We start from the raw sequence: 17,867 nt of genomic DNA on the forward strand, positions 1-17,867 counted from the left end.
GAAACTTGTCTCTTTACCGCAAGTTTTTTGTTTTTATCCATTTAATATGGTTCCGCCATTCACATGAATCATTTGTCCATTCATATAAGAAGAGTCTTCGCTCGCTAAAAATAAATAACTTGGCGCTAACTCTACTGGCTCACCAGGCCGCTCCATTGGGACATCTCCACCAAATTCAGACACTTCCTTTTCCGTAAATGTGGATGGAATCAGCGGTGTCCAAATCGGTCCAGGCGCTACCCCATTTACCCGAATCCCTTGTTTGATAAGAGATAGAGATAATGACCTTGTAAACGTTACAACCGCCCCTTTTGTCGATGAATAATCAATTAAGGTTTCATGACCTTTATAAGCAGTGACCGATGCTGTATTAATAATACTGCTTCCTTTCTTTAAATGAGGGAGCACCGCTTTTGTTAAATAGAACATGGCAAATATATTCGTTTGAAATGTCCGAAGAAGCTGGTGAGAGGTAATCTGTTCAATGCTTTTTTGCGGATGCTGTTCACCTGCATTGTTGACCAAAATATCAATCGAACCGAAAGCATCTTTTGTTTGTTTGACGACCTCGTGTGAAAAAGCTTCATCCCCTAGGTCACCTGATATTAAAATGACGCGACCTCCCATCTTTTCAATATAGTCCTTCGTTTCTTCCGCATCACGATGTTCATTCAAATAAACAATCGCTACATTGGCTCCTTCTTTGGCAAATAAGACAGATACTGCTCTTCCAATCCCGCTGTCTCCACCTGTGACAATCGCCGTTTTCCCTGTCAGCTTTTTGCCTTGCACCTCTCGATCAAAGATAGGTCTAGGGTTCATTTTATATTCAAGTCCTGGACGTTCGTTCTGATGCTGAGGCGGTAACGTTTTCTTTGGCTGCTTTGTTGACACGTCAGTCCACTCCTTCCTTTTTATCTCGTTTATTTTTATGTGTTGCTCATTTTTTTATGTATTTCGCTCTTGTTTTCACTAAAATGTATGATTTTCAGCATCGTGGAAAAATTATACACAATAAGTGACTGGAGGCGACAACATGGAACAAGAACATAAAGGATCGGAACAAGCAAAGTCGTTATGGCTAGCTGATAGTGAGAAGCCCTCTTTTCTTACTGTCAGCGAAGACCTTACAGCAGATGTCATCATTGTCGGTGCCGGTATTACCGGTATCGCTACTGCATTTGAAATGACAGAACGCGGACTGGATGTCATCATCATAGATGCTGATCAAGTAATGCAAGGAACCACTGGACATACGACAGCGAAAATTACTTCCCAGCATGATGTTTACTATCATGAGCTGATTCAGCATATTGGTATGCCGAAAGCCCGTTTATATGTAGAAGCAAATGAAAAAGCAAAGGAGCTCATCCAAGCACGTGTGAAAGAGTATGACATTGATTGTCAGCTTGAGGTAAAAGATGCTTACCTTTATACAACAGAAGAAAACGGCGTCAAAAAGTTAAAGAAAGAATTAGATGCGTACAAACAGCTCGGTATCGATCGCGAATGGAAAACAGCGCTCCCGTTTGATGCTGGCATCAAGGCAGCCCTCGCCATGACGCAGCAGGCACAATTTCATCCTCTTCATTATCTTCATGCACTGATCGATCAGCTCATTGACCGAGGCGTGCGCATATTTGAACAGACAGCGGCAGTCGATGTAAAAGAAGGAAAACACCCTGCTGTTATCACAAAAAGTGGTCATCATCTGATGGGGCGCTCTATCATTTCATGCTCACACTTTCCTTTTTACGATGGCAAAGGACTGTATTTCACGCGAATCCATCCTGAGCAATCTTATGTCGTCGCAGCCAAAACAAAAAAACCGCTTCCAGACGGCATGTACTTAGGAATTGATCAGCCTGCCCATTCATTAAGAACGGCGAAACTCCATGGAGAAGATGTCGTGCTCATCGGTGGACAAGGCCATAAAACCGGACAAGGCGGAGATGAATCCGCACACTATGAAGCACTAGAAAAGTTTGGTGAAGCGACCCTTGGCATAACGGAAGTCCTTTACCGCTGGTCCACGCATGATATGGTCACAATGGATCAAATCCCTTACATTGGCCGCCTGACATCACATCATTCGAATATTTTTGTGGCAACAGGCTTTAGAAAATGGGGCATGACCACTAGCCACGTAGCAGCAACACTGATCGGAGATTTGATCGAAGGAAAATCGAATCCTTACGAATCCATCTTTACTCCATCAAGACTCGTGTCAGACGCATTCGTAAAAGACTTTATCAAAGAAAACACCAATGTTGCAGCGAAGCTGATCAGCGGTAAATTAAAGCGAGCTGATCAAACAATTGATGATTTAAAACCGGGTGAAGGCGGGATTGTGTCTTATGAGCATAAAAAATGTGGCGCTTTTAAGTCAGAGGACGGCGATATCTTTCTTGTCGATACAACCTGTACTCATTTAGGCTGTGAAGTCGCGTGGAATAATAGTGACCGCACGTGGGACTGTCCTTGTCACGGGTCTCGCTTCTCCATTACGGGAGAAGTAGTAGAAGGTCCGGCTAAAAAACCACTAAAAAGGTCATATAAAGAACAGTAAAATTTCACTGTTTTCCCTTTAAAAAAACCAAAATTATCCGATAAAAAACATAAAGTCTGATATTTTTGATAATCATGGGGGGACAAACACATTGTTATTTAAAAAAGAGAGTAAAAAGAAAAACACTGCTTTTTTCACACAGCAGGATGATGGGATAAAACGAATCAATTTTCCGGAGAATACGGACATTGCCAAACAAATTAAAATGATTGATTTGACGCAGCAAGACCTTTTTATCTTGAAACAGCTGAATCCAATCGTTCAAGATGAAATTGAACATATCGTCGATAAATTTTATAAAAACCTAGAAGTCGAGTCTTCCTTGATGCACATCATTCAAGATAACAGCTCAGTCGAGCGTCTAAAGAAAACACTACGCATTCATATTAGTGAAATGTTTGCCGGTGTGATTGACGAATCTTATGTGGCCAAAAGAATTAAAATTGCACAAGTTCATTTAAGAATTGGACTTCAACCTAAATGGTATATGGCAGCCTTCCAAGACCTATTGCTATCCATAATGGATTTATTTGCCCAGCATATCCAAGATTTCAAAGAATATCAGACGGCAGTGAAAGCGACGACGAAAATTTTAAATCTAGAGCAGCAGCTTGTCCTAGATACGTTCCAAAATGAATACTCTAAAGTTCGTGATGAAGCAGAACTACAGCAAAAAGAGCTTCATACAAAAATTACAGAAACATCTAATTCACTTGCTTCTCTCTTCTCAAACACAACAAATGCAGTGGACAAACTTGTATCAAAATCTGATGAGATGGCGGATATGTCACAGGCTGGCACAAAGATCTCAGCACAAGTTGAAGAGAAATCAATTGGCGGTAAAAAAGAGTTAGAAATTCAGCAGACGCAAATGAACCAAATTGACGGCAGTATGACAAAGATTGAAACAGAAATTAAACGCTTAGAAGAAATTGCGAAACAAATTGAACAAATTTTTGGGATCGTCACAGGTATTGCGGAGCAAACGAATTTACTCTCTTTAAACGCTTCAATCGAATCAGCTCGAGCAGGTGAACATGGCAAAGGCTTTGCTGTCGTTGCAAATGAGGTTCGCAAATTATCAGAGGATACAAAGAAAACGGTTTCAACTGTATCTGAGCTCGTCAACAACACAAATTCACAAATTGCCATTGTGTCACAGCATATTGCTGATGTGAATTTACTTGTGACAGACAGTAAAGAAAAAATGACCCAAATCAACTCGCTATTCGATGATATCGTCAGCAGCATGAACTTAAGCAAAAACCAAAACGGAAAAATTGAAATAGATTTGCAAACATTCCTAAACGAATTGAAAGAAGTCAAACAAACTGTGTCCCAAGTGGCAAGTTCGGTCGAATCCTTAACGAGTCTGACAAATCACTGATCCAGTCATTCTTCTTCTGTTTTAGTATAATAGAGGAAAAGATAGAAAAGGCGGGATTTGATTGACAGCAATTTGCCTAGTCAGACACGGAGAAACCGATTGGAATGCAGCGAAACGAATTCAAGGACGAACAGATATCCCTTTAAATGACACTGGTAAATGGCAAGCGGAACAAACCGGTCTTTACTTAAAAGATGCCCACTGGGATGTTGTCATTTCCAGTCCGCTATCAAGGGCAAAAGAAACAGCTCATTTGATTTTACAGCATGTACATGCACCGCTCGTGATCATGGACGATTTTATTGAACGTGACTATGGCGACGCTGAAGGCATGTCATTTGAGGAACGTCAGAAACTGTTTCCAAATAAACAGTATCCAAATATGGAACCACTATCGGCACTTCAAGATCGAATGCTAGAAGGTATCGAAAAAGTGAGAGCAACCTACCCAGATCAACGGGTACTAATCGTAGCACACGGTGCTGCCATCCATGCCTTACTCACCTCACTAGCTGACGAACATATGGGTATTAAGGATACAAGACTTGAGAATGCCTGCTTAAATTATGTGGAATGGACAGATGGTGAATGGAAGGTGAACGATTACAACGTGGTCAGCCATTTAACACAATCTGCCCCTTCTTAAAGAACCTGTTTTCATAACAGGTTCTTTTTCATGTCAAAAACAATGATAAAATAATATTTTTTTATATCGAAATTCGAAATAGATGATAGCCTTTTCTACCTATTTTATGGCATTTCGGGTATCGAATGTTTATCCTCAAATGGATCATGAGAAAAAAAGCACGTTTCCTTTTTAATAGAAAACCGTTGGAAATATAAAATAAACATATTTTACCATCATTTCCAAGCGACTTAATTCCCTATTTTTCGCTAGGACTTCCACAAAAATTCGGGTCTACTCTTATTTGCCTATCTCTATTAAACTGAAAATACAGAATAATCAAACGGATCATTCTTATAGACTACGGATGATTATTCTGAAATAAGAAAAAAGGGATGTGGAATGTGCGTGAAAAAGAAAAATGTGATGACAAGTGTTTTATTGGCTGTCCCTCTTCTGTTTTCAGCAGGGTTTGGAGGCTCGATGGCAAATGCCGAGACTGCCTCAAAGTCAGAAAGCGAAAAAAGCTATATCGTTGGCTTTAAAGCTTCTGCCACCACAAACAGCTCTAAGAAACAAGCAGTGACACAAAATGGTGGGAAATTAGAAAAACAATACCGCCTCATTAATGCTGCACAAGTGAAGATGTCTGAACAAGCCGCAAAAAAACTTGAACACGACCCTAGCATTGCTTATGTAGAAGAAGACCACAAAGCAGAAGCATATGCCCAAACCGTCCCTTATGGTATCCCTCAAATCAAAGCTCCAGCCGTACACGCTCAAGGTTATAAAGGTGCTAACGTCAAAGTAGCTGTCCTTGATACTGGAATCCACGCCGCACACCCTGACTTAAATGTTGCAGGCGGTGCTAGCTTCGTCCCTTCAGAGCCAAATGCCACACAAGACTTTCAATCACACGGAACTCACGTAGCCGGAACCATTGCTGCCCTTGATAACACGATTGGTGTTCTTGGGGTTGCGCCAAGCGCCTCCTTGTATGCCGTTAAAGTATTAGATCGTTACGGCGATGGACAATACAGCTGGATTATCAGCGGTATTGAATGGGCTGTTGCCAATAACATGGATGTCATCAATATGAGCTTAGGCGGACCAAACGGCTCCACAGCGCTTAAAAATGCTGTAGACACAGCGAATAACCGCGGAGTAGTTGTCGTTGCCGCAGCAGGGAATTCAGGTTCAACTGGCTCTACTAGCACCGTTGGCTATCCTGCAAAATACGACTCTACAATTGCTGTTGCCAACGTGAACAGCAACAATGTCAGAAACTCGTCTTCTAGCGCAGGTCCTGAATTAGATGTTTCTGCACCTGGTACATCGATTTTAAGTACAGTACCAAGCAGTGGATATACGTCTTATACGGGAACATCAATGGCATCTCCTCATGTAGCAGGAGCAGCAGCGCTTATCCTTTCTAAGTATCCGAATCTATCAACGTCTCAGGTTCGTCAGCGCTTAGAAAATACGGCAACACCGCTTGGTAATTCGTTCTATTATGGAAAAGGATTAATTAACGTTCAAGCGGCTTCTAACTAAAATAAGTGTGACAAAAAAATCCGGCGAACTGAGCCGGATTTTTTATTTATTGCTTTTTCGATGTTTCCTCTTTTTTTGCGGCTTTTTCCATATCGATGATTCTCTCCATCATCGTCGGGTGTCCATAGCGGAATATTTTCACTAAAAGTGGCGGATTGACTTGGGAAAGCCCTGATTTTGCAAGCTTTTGAAATGACGTCACCCCCGCCTCTCCATCTTTCGTCAAGTTCACGGCGTATTCATCAGCTGCACGTTCTTGATGCCTTGACACAGCATTTGTAAAAGGAGAAGCAACAAATGACAGCATAGATACAATGATCAACAGAAGCGGAAGAGTAGCAACGTCATGTGGTGCCTTCAGACGAAATGAAGAAGCGCCTTTTTGGTAAAGGGAAAAATAAAAACGGTCAATGGCAAAAAATCCAACCAGAGACAGCACTAAATATCCTGCTAAACCGATATACACATGCTTCATCACGTAATGTCCCATCTCATGCGCCATGATAAATAAGATTTCACGGTCTTTCAGCTTTTGAAGTGTCGTATCCCACAAAACAATACGCTTATTTTCACCAATTCCTGTGACGTAAGCATTCATCGTGTTTGTTTTCTCTGACATGTTGACTTCATATACATGATCTGCTGGAATGTGTGCTTTCTCTGCAAGAGTTAATATCTTTTTCTCAAGCGCTTGATCCTTCAATGGGTAAAAATCATTGTAGAGTGGATCAATAACGACCGGCTGTATAAAGAAGAGAAATAGTGTAACTGGAACGGTTAAACACCAAGCATACAGCCACCAATATTTCCTTTTCTTTTGAATGAGCCAAAAGAACACAATGGCGCATAGAACAAGCAGTGGATATTGAATCCAAAAATCAAGCGTTTGGTCTTTTAGCCAACTTGCCGTGCTTTGTGCTGAAACACCGTAGTTCAAGGACAACTGGTAGCTCACCCACTTGACCGGCAATGTGATCAGCATCGTCAAAAGTGACAGCACAAACACATACACAAGTTTGCTCAAAAGGTGAAAACGAGCTGCTGCCAAGCTCCAATCTGCTAATTTCCTTGAAAACCCTGAAATGAGCAAAAGGAAAAAGACATACCAATCTAAAGGAATTGTCATAAAGTACAACAGGTTACGAATGTTCGAGTAATTTCCACTGATCAAAAGCTCATGGGTTGTCATAAATGTATGCGGGTCTGCACTTGTCCCTTTCACACTGTCAGGGACAGATGAATCCCCCATTAGGAATAAGTAAGAATAAATAAAAAGACCGTACAATATGTATGCTACCGTTGCAAGAGCTACCCATTTGCGTACTCGCACTGGTCAGCCTCCTTTCCATTTCTCTCTCTATTGTAATCACGCACGTTTTTGTTTAGAACCTGTCTCATGTGGCTCCATCATAGCATGCCCTATCTGAAAAAGCTTGAGTGAAAAAAATGATTATGCTGTTCAAAAATCGGAGAAACTAACTATAAAAAAGTGAGTTGGAGGTTCATCATGAAGAAAATCCTTGCAGGAATTTTGATCTTTGGGCTTTTACTGATTACCTTCTTTTATGTGTTCAGCCGGACAAGTGACATCTTCGATGAAAATCGAGCAGAGAAATTATTGCTTTCACCGACGAACCAGTCCATTTCTTATGAAATAGATGATAAAGATACAACTGAGGATCTAATTGAACAATTAAACAAAGGGAAACAAACAAGCAGCAATCTCAAAAAGAATGTAAAGAAGCCAGATTATATCGCCAAGGTCATGTTCGGACGGACAAATGGCACTTCTTTTCAGCTATGGACCAACCGCTCTCAAGTTGTTTTTTTAGTAGACGGCACCTATTATGAATTAAATCAAAAACAGTCAAATTCCTTTCGAAAACAGGTACAAGAAGCGATTCAAAAAGGAGCCTCTTCATAAGAGACTCCCTAGATTGTTGACAAAGGGATAAAATGAACTTGATTTTACCCCCTTGTCTTCTTTGCAGCGTGATAGAAAACCTTTGCAGTCTAGGAGGCGCGGAGCGAATGTGAACCAAGCACGCAGGACTGACAAAGAATGCGAGGGTTTGTCTACACGCTAAGGAGCCTCCTCATAAGAAGAGACTCTTTTTTTATTTACTTGTTTCTGCTTGGTACTTATCCTTTAGCGCTCTTCTTAAAATTTTACCAGTCGTGTTTTTTGGAATATCATCAATGAAATGGATCGTTTGGGGCTGCTTATATTTCGCCAAATAGCGTGAACAATGTGTGATGATGTCTTCTTGATTGATGTGAGCATGTTTCTTAGGGGAAATGTAACAGACAACAGCCTCTCCTGTGTTTGGATCTGGCACACCGATGACAACGGCTTCTGCTACAGCTTCATGTTGATAAAGCACTTCTTCTACTTCTCTTGGATAGACATTATACCCGCCAACGAGAATCATGTCCTTTTTTCGATCGACGATATAAATATATCCGTCTTCATCTCTTCTCGCCAAATCTCCTGTGTACAGCCAGCCATCTTTCAGTGCTGCTTCTGTGTCTTCTGGCATTTGATAATAGCCTTTCATAATGTTTGGCCCTTTTGCAATCAATTCTCCGACTTCGTTTGGTCCAACTTCCTCTCCAAGTTCATTCACGATCTTATTTTTCACATTCATAATATCAGTTCCGACTGAACCTGGTTTTCTTTTTCCATCAAGGGGATTGAATGCCGTCACTGGGGAAGCCTCTGACAATCCATAGCCCTCTAACACCGTGACACCGAACTTTTCTTCAAAACCGTGAAGTAAAGCAACAGGCATGGACGCACCGCCTGATATACAAATCCTCACCGACTTCATCGCTTCCTCATGACCGTCCTGACGATATAAATAGTTATACATGGTTGGAACACCAACAAATAGCGTTGGTTTTTCTTTCTCCATCATTCGTAAAAGCTCTGATGGGCTGAAATGCGGCAGGACATAGATGGTCGCTCCATGAATCAAAGGGGCATTCATACAGACGGTCAAACAAAACACATGGAACATCGGCAAAGCAGCAATCACCTTGTCCTTTTCATCAATTGACAGGTACTCCGCAATGTCTCTTGCATTTGAATATAGGTTAACATGAGTGAGCATTGCCCCTTTTGGTTTTCCTGTTGTGCCAGATGTAAATAAAATAACGGCCGTATCGTCAGGTTGTATGACAGGATGCTCAGTTTCCGGCGCATCTCCAGACACAAGCTTTCCGAAGAAAACAAGACGATCAGATACTTCTTTTAAACTTGACCTGCACGCAGATTCATTTTGTGCACAAATAATGACTCGTTCAATAGCTGGAAGCTGTTCATACACCTGCTCGTATATCGGCAGAAGCTGATCCGGTGCAACAATCCCTTTTACATCACCAGTGACCAGCATATAGCCGATTTCACTTGGCGTGTATGTTGGATTGACAGGTACAACAACAAGTCCTGCCTTTAATGCACCAAAAAATGAAATCACAAAATGCGGTGAATTTCCTAAAATCAGCGCGATATGATCTCCCGCTTGAAACCCTTCGCTCACTAAACCATCTGCAAAACGTTCGATACTTGTCATCAGTTCTTGATAGGTCCACTTGTTCCCTTCAAAGATCAGTGCGACGTTCTCTCCCTTGGTCATCGCAGTCTGCTCAAGATTTTTGATCAAATCCATTCTCCCACCCCTTATACTTCATCAATGAATGAATAGCCATTCATTTTATGACCAAACATTCCTCCTTTCTATTATAATAGACAATCGAAAAAATTCACAAGATCAAATGTAAACCGCTTTCATCTCTTTCATTAGAAAAAGCACCGCTATCTCTAGCCGTGCTTGTCCTTGCTTAATAAATCAAATCCAGAAAATCTTCTTTTGATACGTTACCAAAATAATGGCGCATATCCATGTCTTCTAATACATCACTAATGGTTTTGCGATCATATTGCTGCCCAATGAGTCGTTTCTCAATATCAGCAATATCCCCTACACCGAAGAAGTCACCAAAAATTTTGCAGTCTTGAATGATGCCTTTTTTCACTTCTAATCGAAGATCAATCGATCCAGCTGGAAAACGCTTAGAGTGCTGCAAGTTAAACTTAGGTGAACGGCCGTAGTTCCATTCCCATTTTTGGTATCGATCACGAGAAATCTCATGAATTTTCTCCCAATCCTTTTCTGTCAGCTGATACTCAGGCACGTCTCCGTTCGTGTCAAAAATATAGCTTAAAAGAATTTTTCTAAATTCTTCTGTTGTCATCTTTTGATCCATCAGTTCACTAATATTCGCAACCCTGCTTCTAATGGATTTGATACCTTTTGATTCGATCTTTTCTTTCTTCACATTTAATGCCGAGACAACATGTTCGATTTCTGAATCAAATAATAGGGTGCCATGACTGAAGATACGTCCTCGTGTAGCAAATTGAGCATTCCCCGAGATTTTACGCCCATCTGCCATGATGTCATTTCTGCCGCTTAATTCCGCTTTGACGCCAAGCTTTTCAAGCGCTTTGATGACTGGCTCGGTGAATTTTTTAAAGTTATGAAAGCTGTCCCCATCGTCTTTTGTAATAAAACTGAAGTTCAAGTTTCCTTTGTCATGGTAAACTGCACCACCGCCAGATAACCTGCGAACGACTTTGATGCCATTGTCTTCCACATATTTTGTATTGATTTCTTCTATTGTATTTTGGTTCTTTCCAATAATAATGGACGGCTGGTTGATGTAAAACAGCAAATACGTTTCTTCTGGATCTAAATATTTTAAGCAATACTCTTCAATTGCTAAATTAATCATTGGGTCATAATGTTGCTCGTTATCGATAAACAGCATCTCTATCTTCCTTCCTTGTTCCATCTAAGCCCTGATTGGGCAAGCTGTATATTGCCAGTATATAACGCCTGTGCTTCATTGACTAGGTCTTTATGCCGACCGAAATGAGGCAGATGGGTGATGATGAGCTCTCCAACATTTGCTTCACTTGCCAGCTTCCCTACTTCAGTGCTGTTCATATGTCCTGCACCCGATCCGTCTTGTCCAGCGTAAAAGTTGCTTTCGGCAATAAGTAAGTCTGCTTCCTTGCTAAAAGGGATAAATGCATCTTGATAGCTGGAATCAGCTGTATACACCACCACAGCCTCATTTGCCTGAATTCTCATCGCATAGCATTCTGCCGGATGAACCGTTTTCAAAAAATCAATTTGAAATGGTCCAATTTGAATGCCCTCTTCCGGGTGATAAGGTTTTGTCTTTGTATGTACATCATCAGAGAGCCGCTGAAATGCTGCTTGATCCCCGGTATGTCCGTAGATCGTTAGCGGACCACTGCTTTTTCCTAAATGATAACCCACTAGCTTCGCATATTGGAGAGGTCCGATATCTGCAATATGATCGTGATGATAATGAGAAAGGAGTACAGCATCTAGTTCTTCTATATCAATGTATTGCTGAAGCTTTGACAGAACTCCGCTCCCGCAGTCAACAAGCAGACGAAAACCATCTGATTCAAAAAGATAACCTGATGTGGCTTCACCTGCTGCTGGAAATCCTCCGTAGCAGCCAATCACGGTTAATTTCATCGTCATATTTCCTCCTTTTCAAAAAATCCCCTTCTTACAATATACCCATTTTTCATAAAAAAAGCATTCTTCTTGCCTATTGTTACAAAACAGATTGACAATTATCAATCTGTTATAATACAATGATAACAATAAAACGTATTGGAGGATGACAAATGCTAGGAAAAATCACTGAGTTTTTTAGAAATTTGCCTTCAAAAAAATGCACAAAATGTGGAAATGATTTAATGGAACAGCACGAGTGTTACGGTAATGAATGTGAGGAATGCTCACAAGTAAGTTATCTTAAATAAGGGAATAAATAGAATAAAAAAGCACTTTTTTCTTCCTTCGTCAGTTGGAGTCAAAAGTGCTTTTTATTTTTTCTGAAAAATAGGTAAAAAGGTAAAACCCTTGGTACAGAAGGGTTTTTTAGTATTTTCATATGATGACTTTTAGTTCGGAAGGCACTTTTTATTGACTTAAAACAACGAAGGGGGTTCGAAGTGTCCATTTTTTCAAATAATTTTGTATTTTCTTAATATAATTTAATCGTGGACGAACCTCTTTAATTTTAGTTATACTTTAATTCATATATTAAAACTTAATATAATGGGAATATTCCTTTAATGAATATGTTAGGGAGGAAATCTATGAAAAAATTAAAATTTGGATTAGCAACTCAAATCCTAATCGGTCTTATTCTCGGTGTCGTGGTTGGTGCGATCTTTTTCGGTAACCCTGGTGTTGAGACATATTTAAAACCAATTGGAGACTTCTTCTTACGACTCATTAAGATGATTGTCATTCCGATTGTCGTATCTAGCTTAATTTTAGGTGTTGCAGGTGCGGGTGATGGTAAAAAAGTAGGGAAGCTTGGTTTTAGAACCATTCTTTATTTTGAAATTATCACAACGTTTGCGATCATCCTTGGTCTTGTGCTTGCGAACTTTGTTCAACCAGGTGCAGGCGTTGACTTTGGACATACAGAAAAACAGGATATTAGCCAGTATGTTGAAACGGAAAAAGAACAAAGCAGTAAATCAGTTGCTGATACGTTCCTTCATATCGTTCCGACGAACTTCTTCCAATCATTGGCGGAAGGTGATTTGCTTGCGATTATTTTCTTCACTGTATTATTCGCACTTGGCGTTTCAGCGATTGGTGAACGCGGCAAACCAGTGCTCGCCTTCTTTGAAGGTGTGTCACATGCGATGTTCCATGTCGTCAATGTTGTGATGAAAGCAGCACCATTTGGTGTGTTCGCGCTCATTGGTGTGACAGTATCAAAATTTGGTCTTGAATCTCTTGTTTCATTAGGTAAGCTCGTAGGTCTTGTTTATTTTGCGCTCGCTCTCTTCCTTATCGTTGTATTCGGAATTATTGGAAAGATGATTGGCGTCAATATTTTCAGATTTCTTGCTTACATGAAAGACGAAATGCTTCTCGCCTTTAGTACATCCAGCTCTGAAACAGTTTTACCGAGAGTCATGGATAAAATGGAGCGCATCGGGTGTCCAAAAGGAATTGTTTCTTTTGTTATCCCAATTGGTTATACGTTTAATCTGGACGGCTCCGTCTTGTATCAAGCCATTGCGGCGCTTTTCTTAGCGCAGGTATATGGCATTGACCTCACGATCGTACAGCAGCTCACACTAATCCTTGTATTGATGGTGACATCAAAAGGAATGGCTGCCGTTCCTGGTACATCCTTTGTTGTATTACTTGCAACACTTGGAACGATCGGTGTTCCTGCTGAAGGTCTAGCCTTTATTGCAGGTGTTGATCGTATCATGGATATGGCAAGAACCGTTGTCAACTTAACTGGTAATGCACTTGCAGCTGTCGTGATGTCTAAATGGGAAGGGCAATATGACCCTGAAAAAGGACACCGCGTGATGACTGGACAAGATGTACCTGAGCCAACACAACTTTCAAGCTAATCAAAAAGAACCCCGCGATCGGGGTTCTTTTTTTATACTGTGATTAATTTGCTTTGAACATAGTGGTACAGAAGATTGGCTGTATGAATCAATGAGTCTTCATGGGTTCTTTCAAAGGCATGCGAAGAGTCAATGCCAGGTCCAATCAGTCCATGAATGATATCATGCCCTGCTCGAATCGCTGCTGACGCATCTGAACCATAATAAGGGTATATATCAAGGCGGTAATCGATCTTATTTGCCTCAGCTAATGCTGCTAAATGTTTGCGCAGACCATAGTGATAAGGACCACTAGAATCCTTCACACATATTGACACGCTGTATTCATCGGTTGATTGACCGTCACCGATGGCTCCCATATCAACAGCCAAATATTCCACCGTTTCTTCCGGGATATTCGAGTTCCCACCGTATCCGATTTCTTCATTATTTGAAATTAAGAAATGTGTCGTATGCGGCAATGTGATGTTCTCTGTTTGAATGCGGTGAATCAATCTCAGCAACAACGCCACACTTGCCTTATCATCAAGGTGTCTTGATTTAATAAAACCTGAAGACGTCACTTCCACTCTAGGATCAAATGAGATAAAGTCTCCTACTTGAATGCCGAGTGCTTGCACATCGTCTGCATTTTTCACTTTCTCATCTAAGCGAATTTCCATATTTTCTTGATTTCGCTTCGCTTTTCCAGCATCCTCATATACGTGAACGGACGTTTGATGCATCAGAATGGTACCTGTGTATGTACGGCCTGTTACTGTTTCAATTTCACAATACTCGCCTTCTATCGAGTTATATTGAAAGCCTCCAATGAGTGCAAGACGCAGCCGGCCATTTGATTTAATTTCTTTGACCATCGCACCGAGCGTATCGACATGTGCTGTCAGCATGCGGTGTTCCTTGTCATCTGTTCCTTTTAGGGTGGCAATTAATCCGCCTTTTCGATTTCGCTTCGTTTCAATATTTAAATCTTGTAAAAAACGTTCGACAAAGCCAATCACTTTCTCAGTATTTCCTGATGGACTTGGGATCGACACAAGCTTTTGAATAAGCTGAATCGTTTCATTTACTTCCGTTGTCATTCGGCATATCCTCCTTCATCTAAAAGAAATTCTTTCCAAGCATGCCTTTTTTCAGCATCCTTCTTAAAATATATCGCTTCGGGTTCCTGATGTCTAATTTCTAATAGAAAAACCTTTCTCATGAAAGAGAAAGGTTTTTTTGATTAAGCTTCTTCTTGTTTCATTTTTCTTATGTTCCAAGCAAAGTATGCTGTTGTTGCAGCCATCATGATGATGGCTACTGTTCCAAGAATCGCTGCTTGGTGCCATAAATAACTGTTATCACCGCTTGCAATGATCGTTCTAAATCCGTTGATGGTATACGTCATTGGAAGCAGACTGTGAATAACTTGGAAGAATTTTGGTACAAGCTCAAGCGGGAATGTACCCGCACTTGCTGCAAGCTGAAGAACCAAGATAATGACGGCAATAAAGCGTCCTGGGTTCCCCATCGTCGTCGCAAGAAGCTGAATGATCGCTAGGAATGTCAGACTGACGATGATCGCAAAGAGATAGAAGCGCCAGAGGCTTTCCACCTCAAGTCCAAGTCCAAAGATGAGCATGGAGCTTGCAATCACTGCCTGCAAGATACCGACTAAGAGAAGCACACTATATTTGCTGACAAACCATTCAAACGCATTTCTAGGGCGTCCAGCAGGATCTTTCATTGGGAATACAACAGTCAGCATAAGAGCTCCAACAAAGAGTCCCATTGATAAAATATATGGTGTGAGCCCTGTTCCATAGTTATCAATTTTTTTCGCTGTATCATTCTCTGTTTTGACTGGGCTTGCAATCATATTGTAATTGTCCTGCCCCGCATCAATGTCTCCTGTTTCATCTGCAGCGCTTTTTAGCTTATCAGAAAGCTTTCCAGTCCCACTTTTTAAGTCACCTAATCCTTTATCAAGGGATTTTGACCCTTCAGCCAGTTTAGATGAGTTGCTTTGGATACTCGCTGATCCACTTTCTAGTTTATTCAATGCTGCACTAAGCTGGCTTGAACCATTTGCCAGTTTATCCGCACCACTTTTCGCTGTATCAAGCTTTCCATTTGCTGTTTGCAGGCCATCTTGTAATTTCCCTTGACCCGTTTGAAGCTTCAGTGCACCTTGATACAATTTATTCGTACCGGATGTCATTTGATCAATCGCATTTTGTATGGCGACTGTCGATGTATACAGCTGTTCTGTTTTCTCTGGCAGCTGCTTGACTTGCTGTAGCTGTGCTTTTGCAGATGCAACCGCAGACTGAACTTCACTTGCGTCAGGCAGTTCCTGCAGCGCCGCTAAGCTTTGCTCAAGACCAGACAAATCAGGCAGTTCAATTTTAGGAAGACTGTCTAGCTGATCCATTGCCGCCTTTTTCTCTTCATCTGTCATCGAGCTGTTTTGAATAATACTTTTTACTTTTGCATCTCGATTAGATAATGCTTCTTTTAAAGAAGCAAGTTTGGTACTGAACGTTTTTGCATCTTCTTTCACCTGATCAATCTTAGGCGCCATCTTTTCAAGATTCGCTAATTCAGGTGAAGACAATACTTTCTCCACAGCAGCGATTTTTTCTGAAAATGACTGTGCTTTATTGTTCAGCTGCTCAATGCCTGCTGTGAATTGCGGCATTTTAGAAGAAAGCTGCTCATGTCCTTCACGGCTTGTGTTTAACCCTTCGGTCAATGTATCAATTCCTGTGCCAAGCTCACCAAATTTCTGATCAATCGTTTGATAGCCTGTTAAGAGCTGACCAAGACCGCTATCAAGAGATTGAATTCCAGTGTTCAGTTCACCCATTTTTCCTGCAAACTGATGAACACCTTCGCTATACGTTAACGTTCCTTCTGCCAATTTCGCCAGATTGTCTTTTAACTTTTGGCTACCGTCTTTTGCGCTTTTTGTTCCGTCATCAATTTTCTTCGCTCCATCGCTTGCTTGATCTAATCCTTTTGCAATCGTTTTGAAGTTATCAAAGATGACCTCTGCATAATTTTCTGTGACTTCCTTTGAAACCGAATCTTTTAATTTGATAATGGCGTTATTCGCAATTTGAGACGCAGCATAGTTTGCGCCTGGATTCGTATAATATTTCAGATTCGATTTTTTCGGATGTTTGTCTAGTACTGTACTCGCATTTTTCGAGAAATCTTTCGGAATCTCGACGACGAGATAATAGTCTTCGTTATTTAACCCTTTGATGGCCTTTTCTTCACTATCAACAAAATGCCATTTAAAACTATCGTTTTTCTTCAATTCCTTCACTAAATCATCGCCCACTTGAAGGGTTTTGCCGTCATAATGACTGCCTTCATCCAAGTTGACAACCGCTACAGGTAATTGATCAACTGTACCATATGGATCCCAGTAAGCTTTTAAAAATACACCACTATAAATCAGTGGAATAAATAAGACAGCTAAAATCGGGATCAGTAGTTTTTTGCTCGTCACAATGTCTTTCCATTGATTCCGAATTAAATTCATTGCTGTTTTCCTCCCATTGATGAATGACTAAATTAAGAATTCGGTCATTTGAACTCAAAAAAAATTATGTTGTTGCAGACAGTCCTTTTAGTACATAAAGCTCGAGCGATTCAGCGACCTCTTCTTTTGTTAAAGGCTCATATCGCTTTTCCCAGTCAAAAATAAGTGCAATATATAGTTTCACCATCACAAATGCCGTCAATTCAGGATCACAGGGCTTAATGTCGCCTTTTTCAATCGCTTCTTTTACTTTTGTTTTAATATAGCGAATGATCATCTGCTCCATTTTTTCAATCATTTCTTTCACTGCTGATGTGCCAAGCTCCGCATTTTCCTGAAAGATTTTAATTGTAAGCTGGTGGTTTTTTCGAAATTCTAATATTGCAAAGAGTGCTAAATGAAGGTTTTCTGAGAAACTATTCTTCTCATCTATTGCTTCATCTGCAATTTTCCTCATCTCCATTAACAGTGATGTGAAAATTTCATCGAACAGCTCTTCTTTGTTTTTGAAAAAAGTATAAATCGTTCCTTTTCCAACGTTGGCAAGCTTTGCTACAAGGTCCATTGTCGTGGCTTTATACCCGAACTGGGTAAATGCCTTTGTTGCTCCATCTAAAATCATTTGTCTCCTATCAACACTCATGATCTCACTCCCAAAATGACTATTTGAACGTTTCGGTCATTAAGTACAGAAAG

At 40.7% G+C, this 17,867-nt stretch carries 16 protein-coding genes; 7 read left to right on the forward strand and 9 right to left on the reverse strand.

The features are described from left to right. Nucleotides 1-33: 33 nt before the first annotated feature. The gene (locus MHH23_RS15980) at nt 34-894 is read right to left on the reverse strand and encodes an SDR family oxidoreductase (protein ID WP_017360297.1); all 861 of its coding nucleotides are present in this window, start codon (nt 892-894) and stop codon (nt 34-36) included. Nucleotides 895-1,036: 142 nt separating this feature from the next. Between MHH23_RS15980 and MHH23_RS15985 the strand changes: the two genes are divergently transcribed. The 4 genes from MHH23_RS15985 (at nt 1,037) to MHH23_RS16000 (ending at nt 6,135) form a co-directional block, all read left to right on the forward strand. Then, a complete protein-coding gene (locus MHH23_RS15985) occupies nt 1,037-2,569 on the forward strand; it encodes an FAD-dependent oxidoreductase (RefSeq protein ID WP_047947076.1) in 1,533 nt (510 codons plus the stop codon). Between the two features lie 40 nt (nt 2,570-2,609). Next, on the forward strand, nt 2,610-3,956 hold the full coding sequence (locus MHH23_RS15990) for a globin-coupled sensor protein (protein ID WP_373368001.1): 1,347 nt from the start codon (nt 2,610-2,612) through the stop codon (nt 3,954-3,956). Between the two features lie 61 nt (nt 3,957-4,017). Then, nucleotides 4,018-4,602, forward strand: coding sequence for a histidine phosphatase family protein (locus MHH23_RS15995; RefSeq protein WP_025207047.1), 585 nt, complete (start codon nt 4,018-4,020; stop codon nt 4,600-4,602). 387 nt (nt 4,603-4,989) lie between these two features. Continuing rightward, nucleotides 4,990-6,135: a serine alkaline protease SapB gene (locus MHH23_RS16000; protein WP_008348814.1), complete on the forward strand. Its 1,146-nt coding sequence runs from the start codon at nt 4,990-4,992 to the stop codon at nt 6,133-6,135. Nucleotides 6,136-6,181: 46 nt separating this feature from the next. Here MHH23_RS16000 and MHH23_RS16005 read toward each other — a convergent pair whose 3' ends face one another. Then, the gene (locus MHH23_RS16005) at nt 6,182-7,465 is read right to left on the reverse strand and encodes a M48 family metallopeptidase (protein ID WP_335364796.1); all 1,284 of its coding nucleotides are present in this window, start codon (nt 7,463-7,465) and stop codon (nt 6,182-6,184) included. A 177-nt stretch (nt 7,466-7,642) separates the two neighbouring features. On the opposite strand from MHH23_RS16005, the gene MHH23_RS16010 reads away from it, so the two are divergent. Then, a complete protein-coding gene (locus tag MHH23_RS16010) occupies nt 7,643-8,059 on the forward strand; it encodes a sporulation protein (RefSeq protein WP_340959823.1) in 417 nt (138 codons plus the stop codon). A 193-nt stretch (nt 8,060-8,252) separates the two neighbouring features. Here MHH23_RS16010 and MHH23_RS16015 read toward each other — a convergent pair whose 3' ends face one another. From MHH23_RS16015 to MHH23_RS16025, 3 genes are all read right to left on the reverse strand, one after another. Further along, a complete protein-coding gene (locus MHH23_RS16015; RefSeq protein ID WP_035392511.1) occupies nt 8,253-9,806 on the reverse strand; it encodes a fatty acid--CoA ligase family protein in 1,554 nt (517 codons plus the stop codon). Nucleotides 9,807-9,978: 172 nt separating this feature from the next. Further along, nucleotides 9,979-10,968 (reverse strand): lipoate--protein ligase, encoded by a 990-nt coding sequence (locus tag MHH23_RS16020; RefSeq protein WP_008348846.1) that lies wholly within the window; start codon nt 10,966-10,968, stop codon nt 9,979-9,981. Between the two features lie 2 nt (nt 10,969-10,970). Beyond that, the gene (locus MHH23_RS16025; protein ID WP_285527981.1) at nt 10,971-11,714 is read right to left on the reverse strand and encodes an MBL fold metallo-hydrolase; all 744 of its coding nucleotides are present in this window, start codon (nt 11,712-11,714) and stop codon (nt 10,971-10,973) included. Nucleotides 11,715-11,869: 155 nt separating this feature from the next. Between MHH23_RS16025 and yhfH the strand changes: the two genes are divergently transcribed. Further along, nucleotides 11,870-12,007: a protein YhfH gene (yhfH, locus tag MHH23_RS16030; RefSeq protein WP_008359029.1), complete on the forward strand. Its 138-nt coding sequence runs from the start codon at nt 11,870-11,872 to the stop codon at nt 12,005-12,007. Between the two features lie 339 nt (nt 12,008-12,346). After that, nucleotides 12,347-13,636: a cation:dicarboxylate symporter family transporter gene (locus tag MHH23_RS16035; protein WP_008348850.1), complete on the forward strand. Its 1,290-nt coding sequence runs from the start codon at nt 12,347-12,349 to the stop codon at nt 13,634-13,636. A gap of 32 nt (nt 13,637-13,668) precedes the next feature. Here MHH23_RS16035 and MHH23_RS16040 read toward each other — a convergent pair whose 3' ends face one another. From MHH23_RS16040 to MHH23_RS16055, 4 genes are all read right to left on the reverse strand, one after another. Beyond that, nucleotides 13,669-14,718: a M42 family metallopeptidase gene (locus MHH23_RS16040; protein ID WP_024720001.1), complete on the reverse strand. Its 1,050-nt coding sequence runs from the start codon at nt 14,716-14,718 to the stop codon at nt 13,669-13,671. Next, on the reverse strand, nt 14,715-14,840 hold the full coding sequence (locus tag MHH23_RS16045) for a hypothetical protein (RefSeq protein ID WP_008348854.1): 126 nt from the start codon (nt 14,838-14,840) through the stop codon (nt 14,715-14,717). The genes MHH23_RS16040 and MHH23_RS16045 overlap by 4 nt, the downstream gene beginning before the upstream one ends. A 21-nt stretch (nt 14,841-14,861) precedes the next feature. Beyond that, nucleotides 14,862-17,171, reverse strand: coding sequence for a YhgE/Pip domain-containing protein (locus MHH23_RS16050; protein WP_045034864.1), 2,310 nt, complete (start codon nt 17,169-17,171; stop codon nt 14,862-14,864). Between the two features lie 64 nt (nt 17,172-17,235). After that, nucleotides 17,236-17,814, reverse strand: a complete 579-nt coding sequence (locus MHH23_RS16055) for a TetR/AcrR family transcriptional regulator (protein WP_007497184.1) — start codon at nt 17,812-17,814, stop codon at nt 17,236-17,238. Nucleotides 17,815-17,867 lie beyond the last annotated feature (53 nt).

The sequence above is a fragment of the Bacillus sp. FSL K6-3458 genome (assembly GCF_038005045.1).
In the GTDB taxonomy this organism is placed as follows: Bacteria; Bacillota; Bacilli; order Bacillales; family Bacillaceae; genus Bacillus; species Bacillus altitudinis.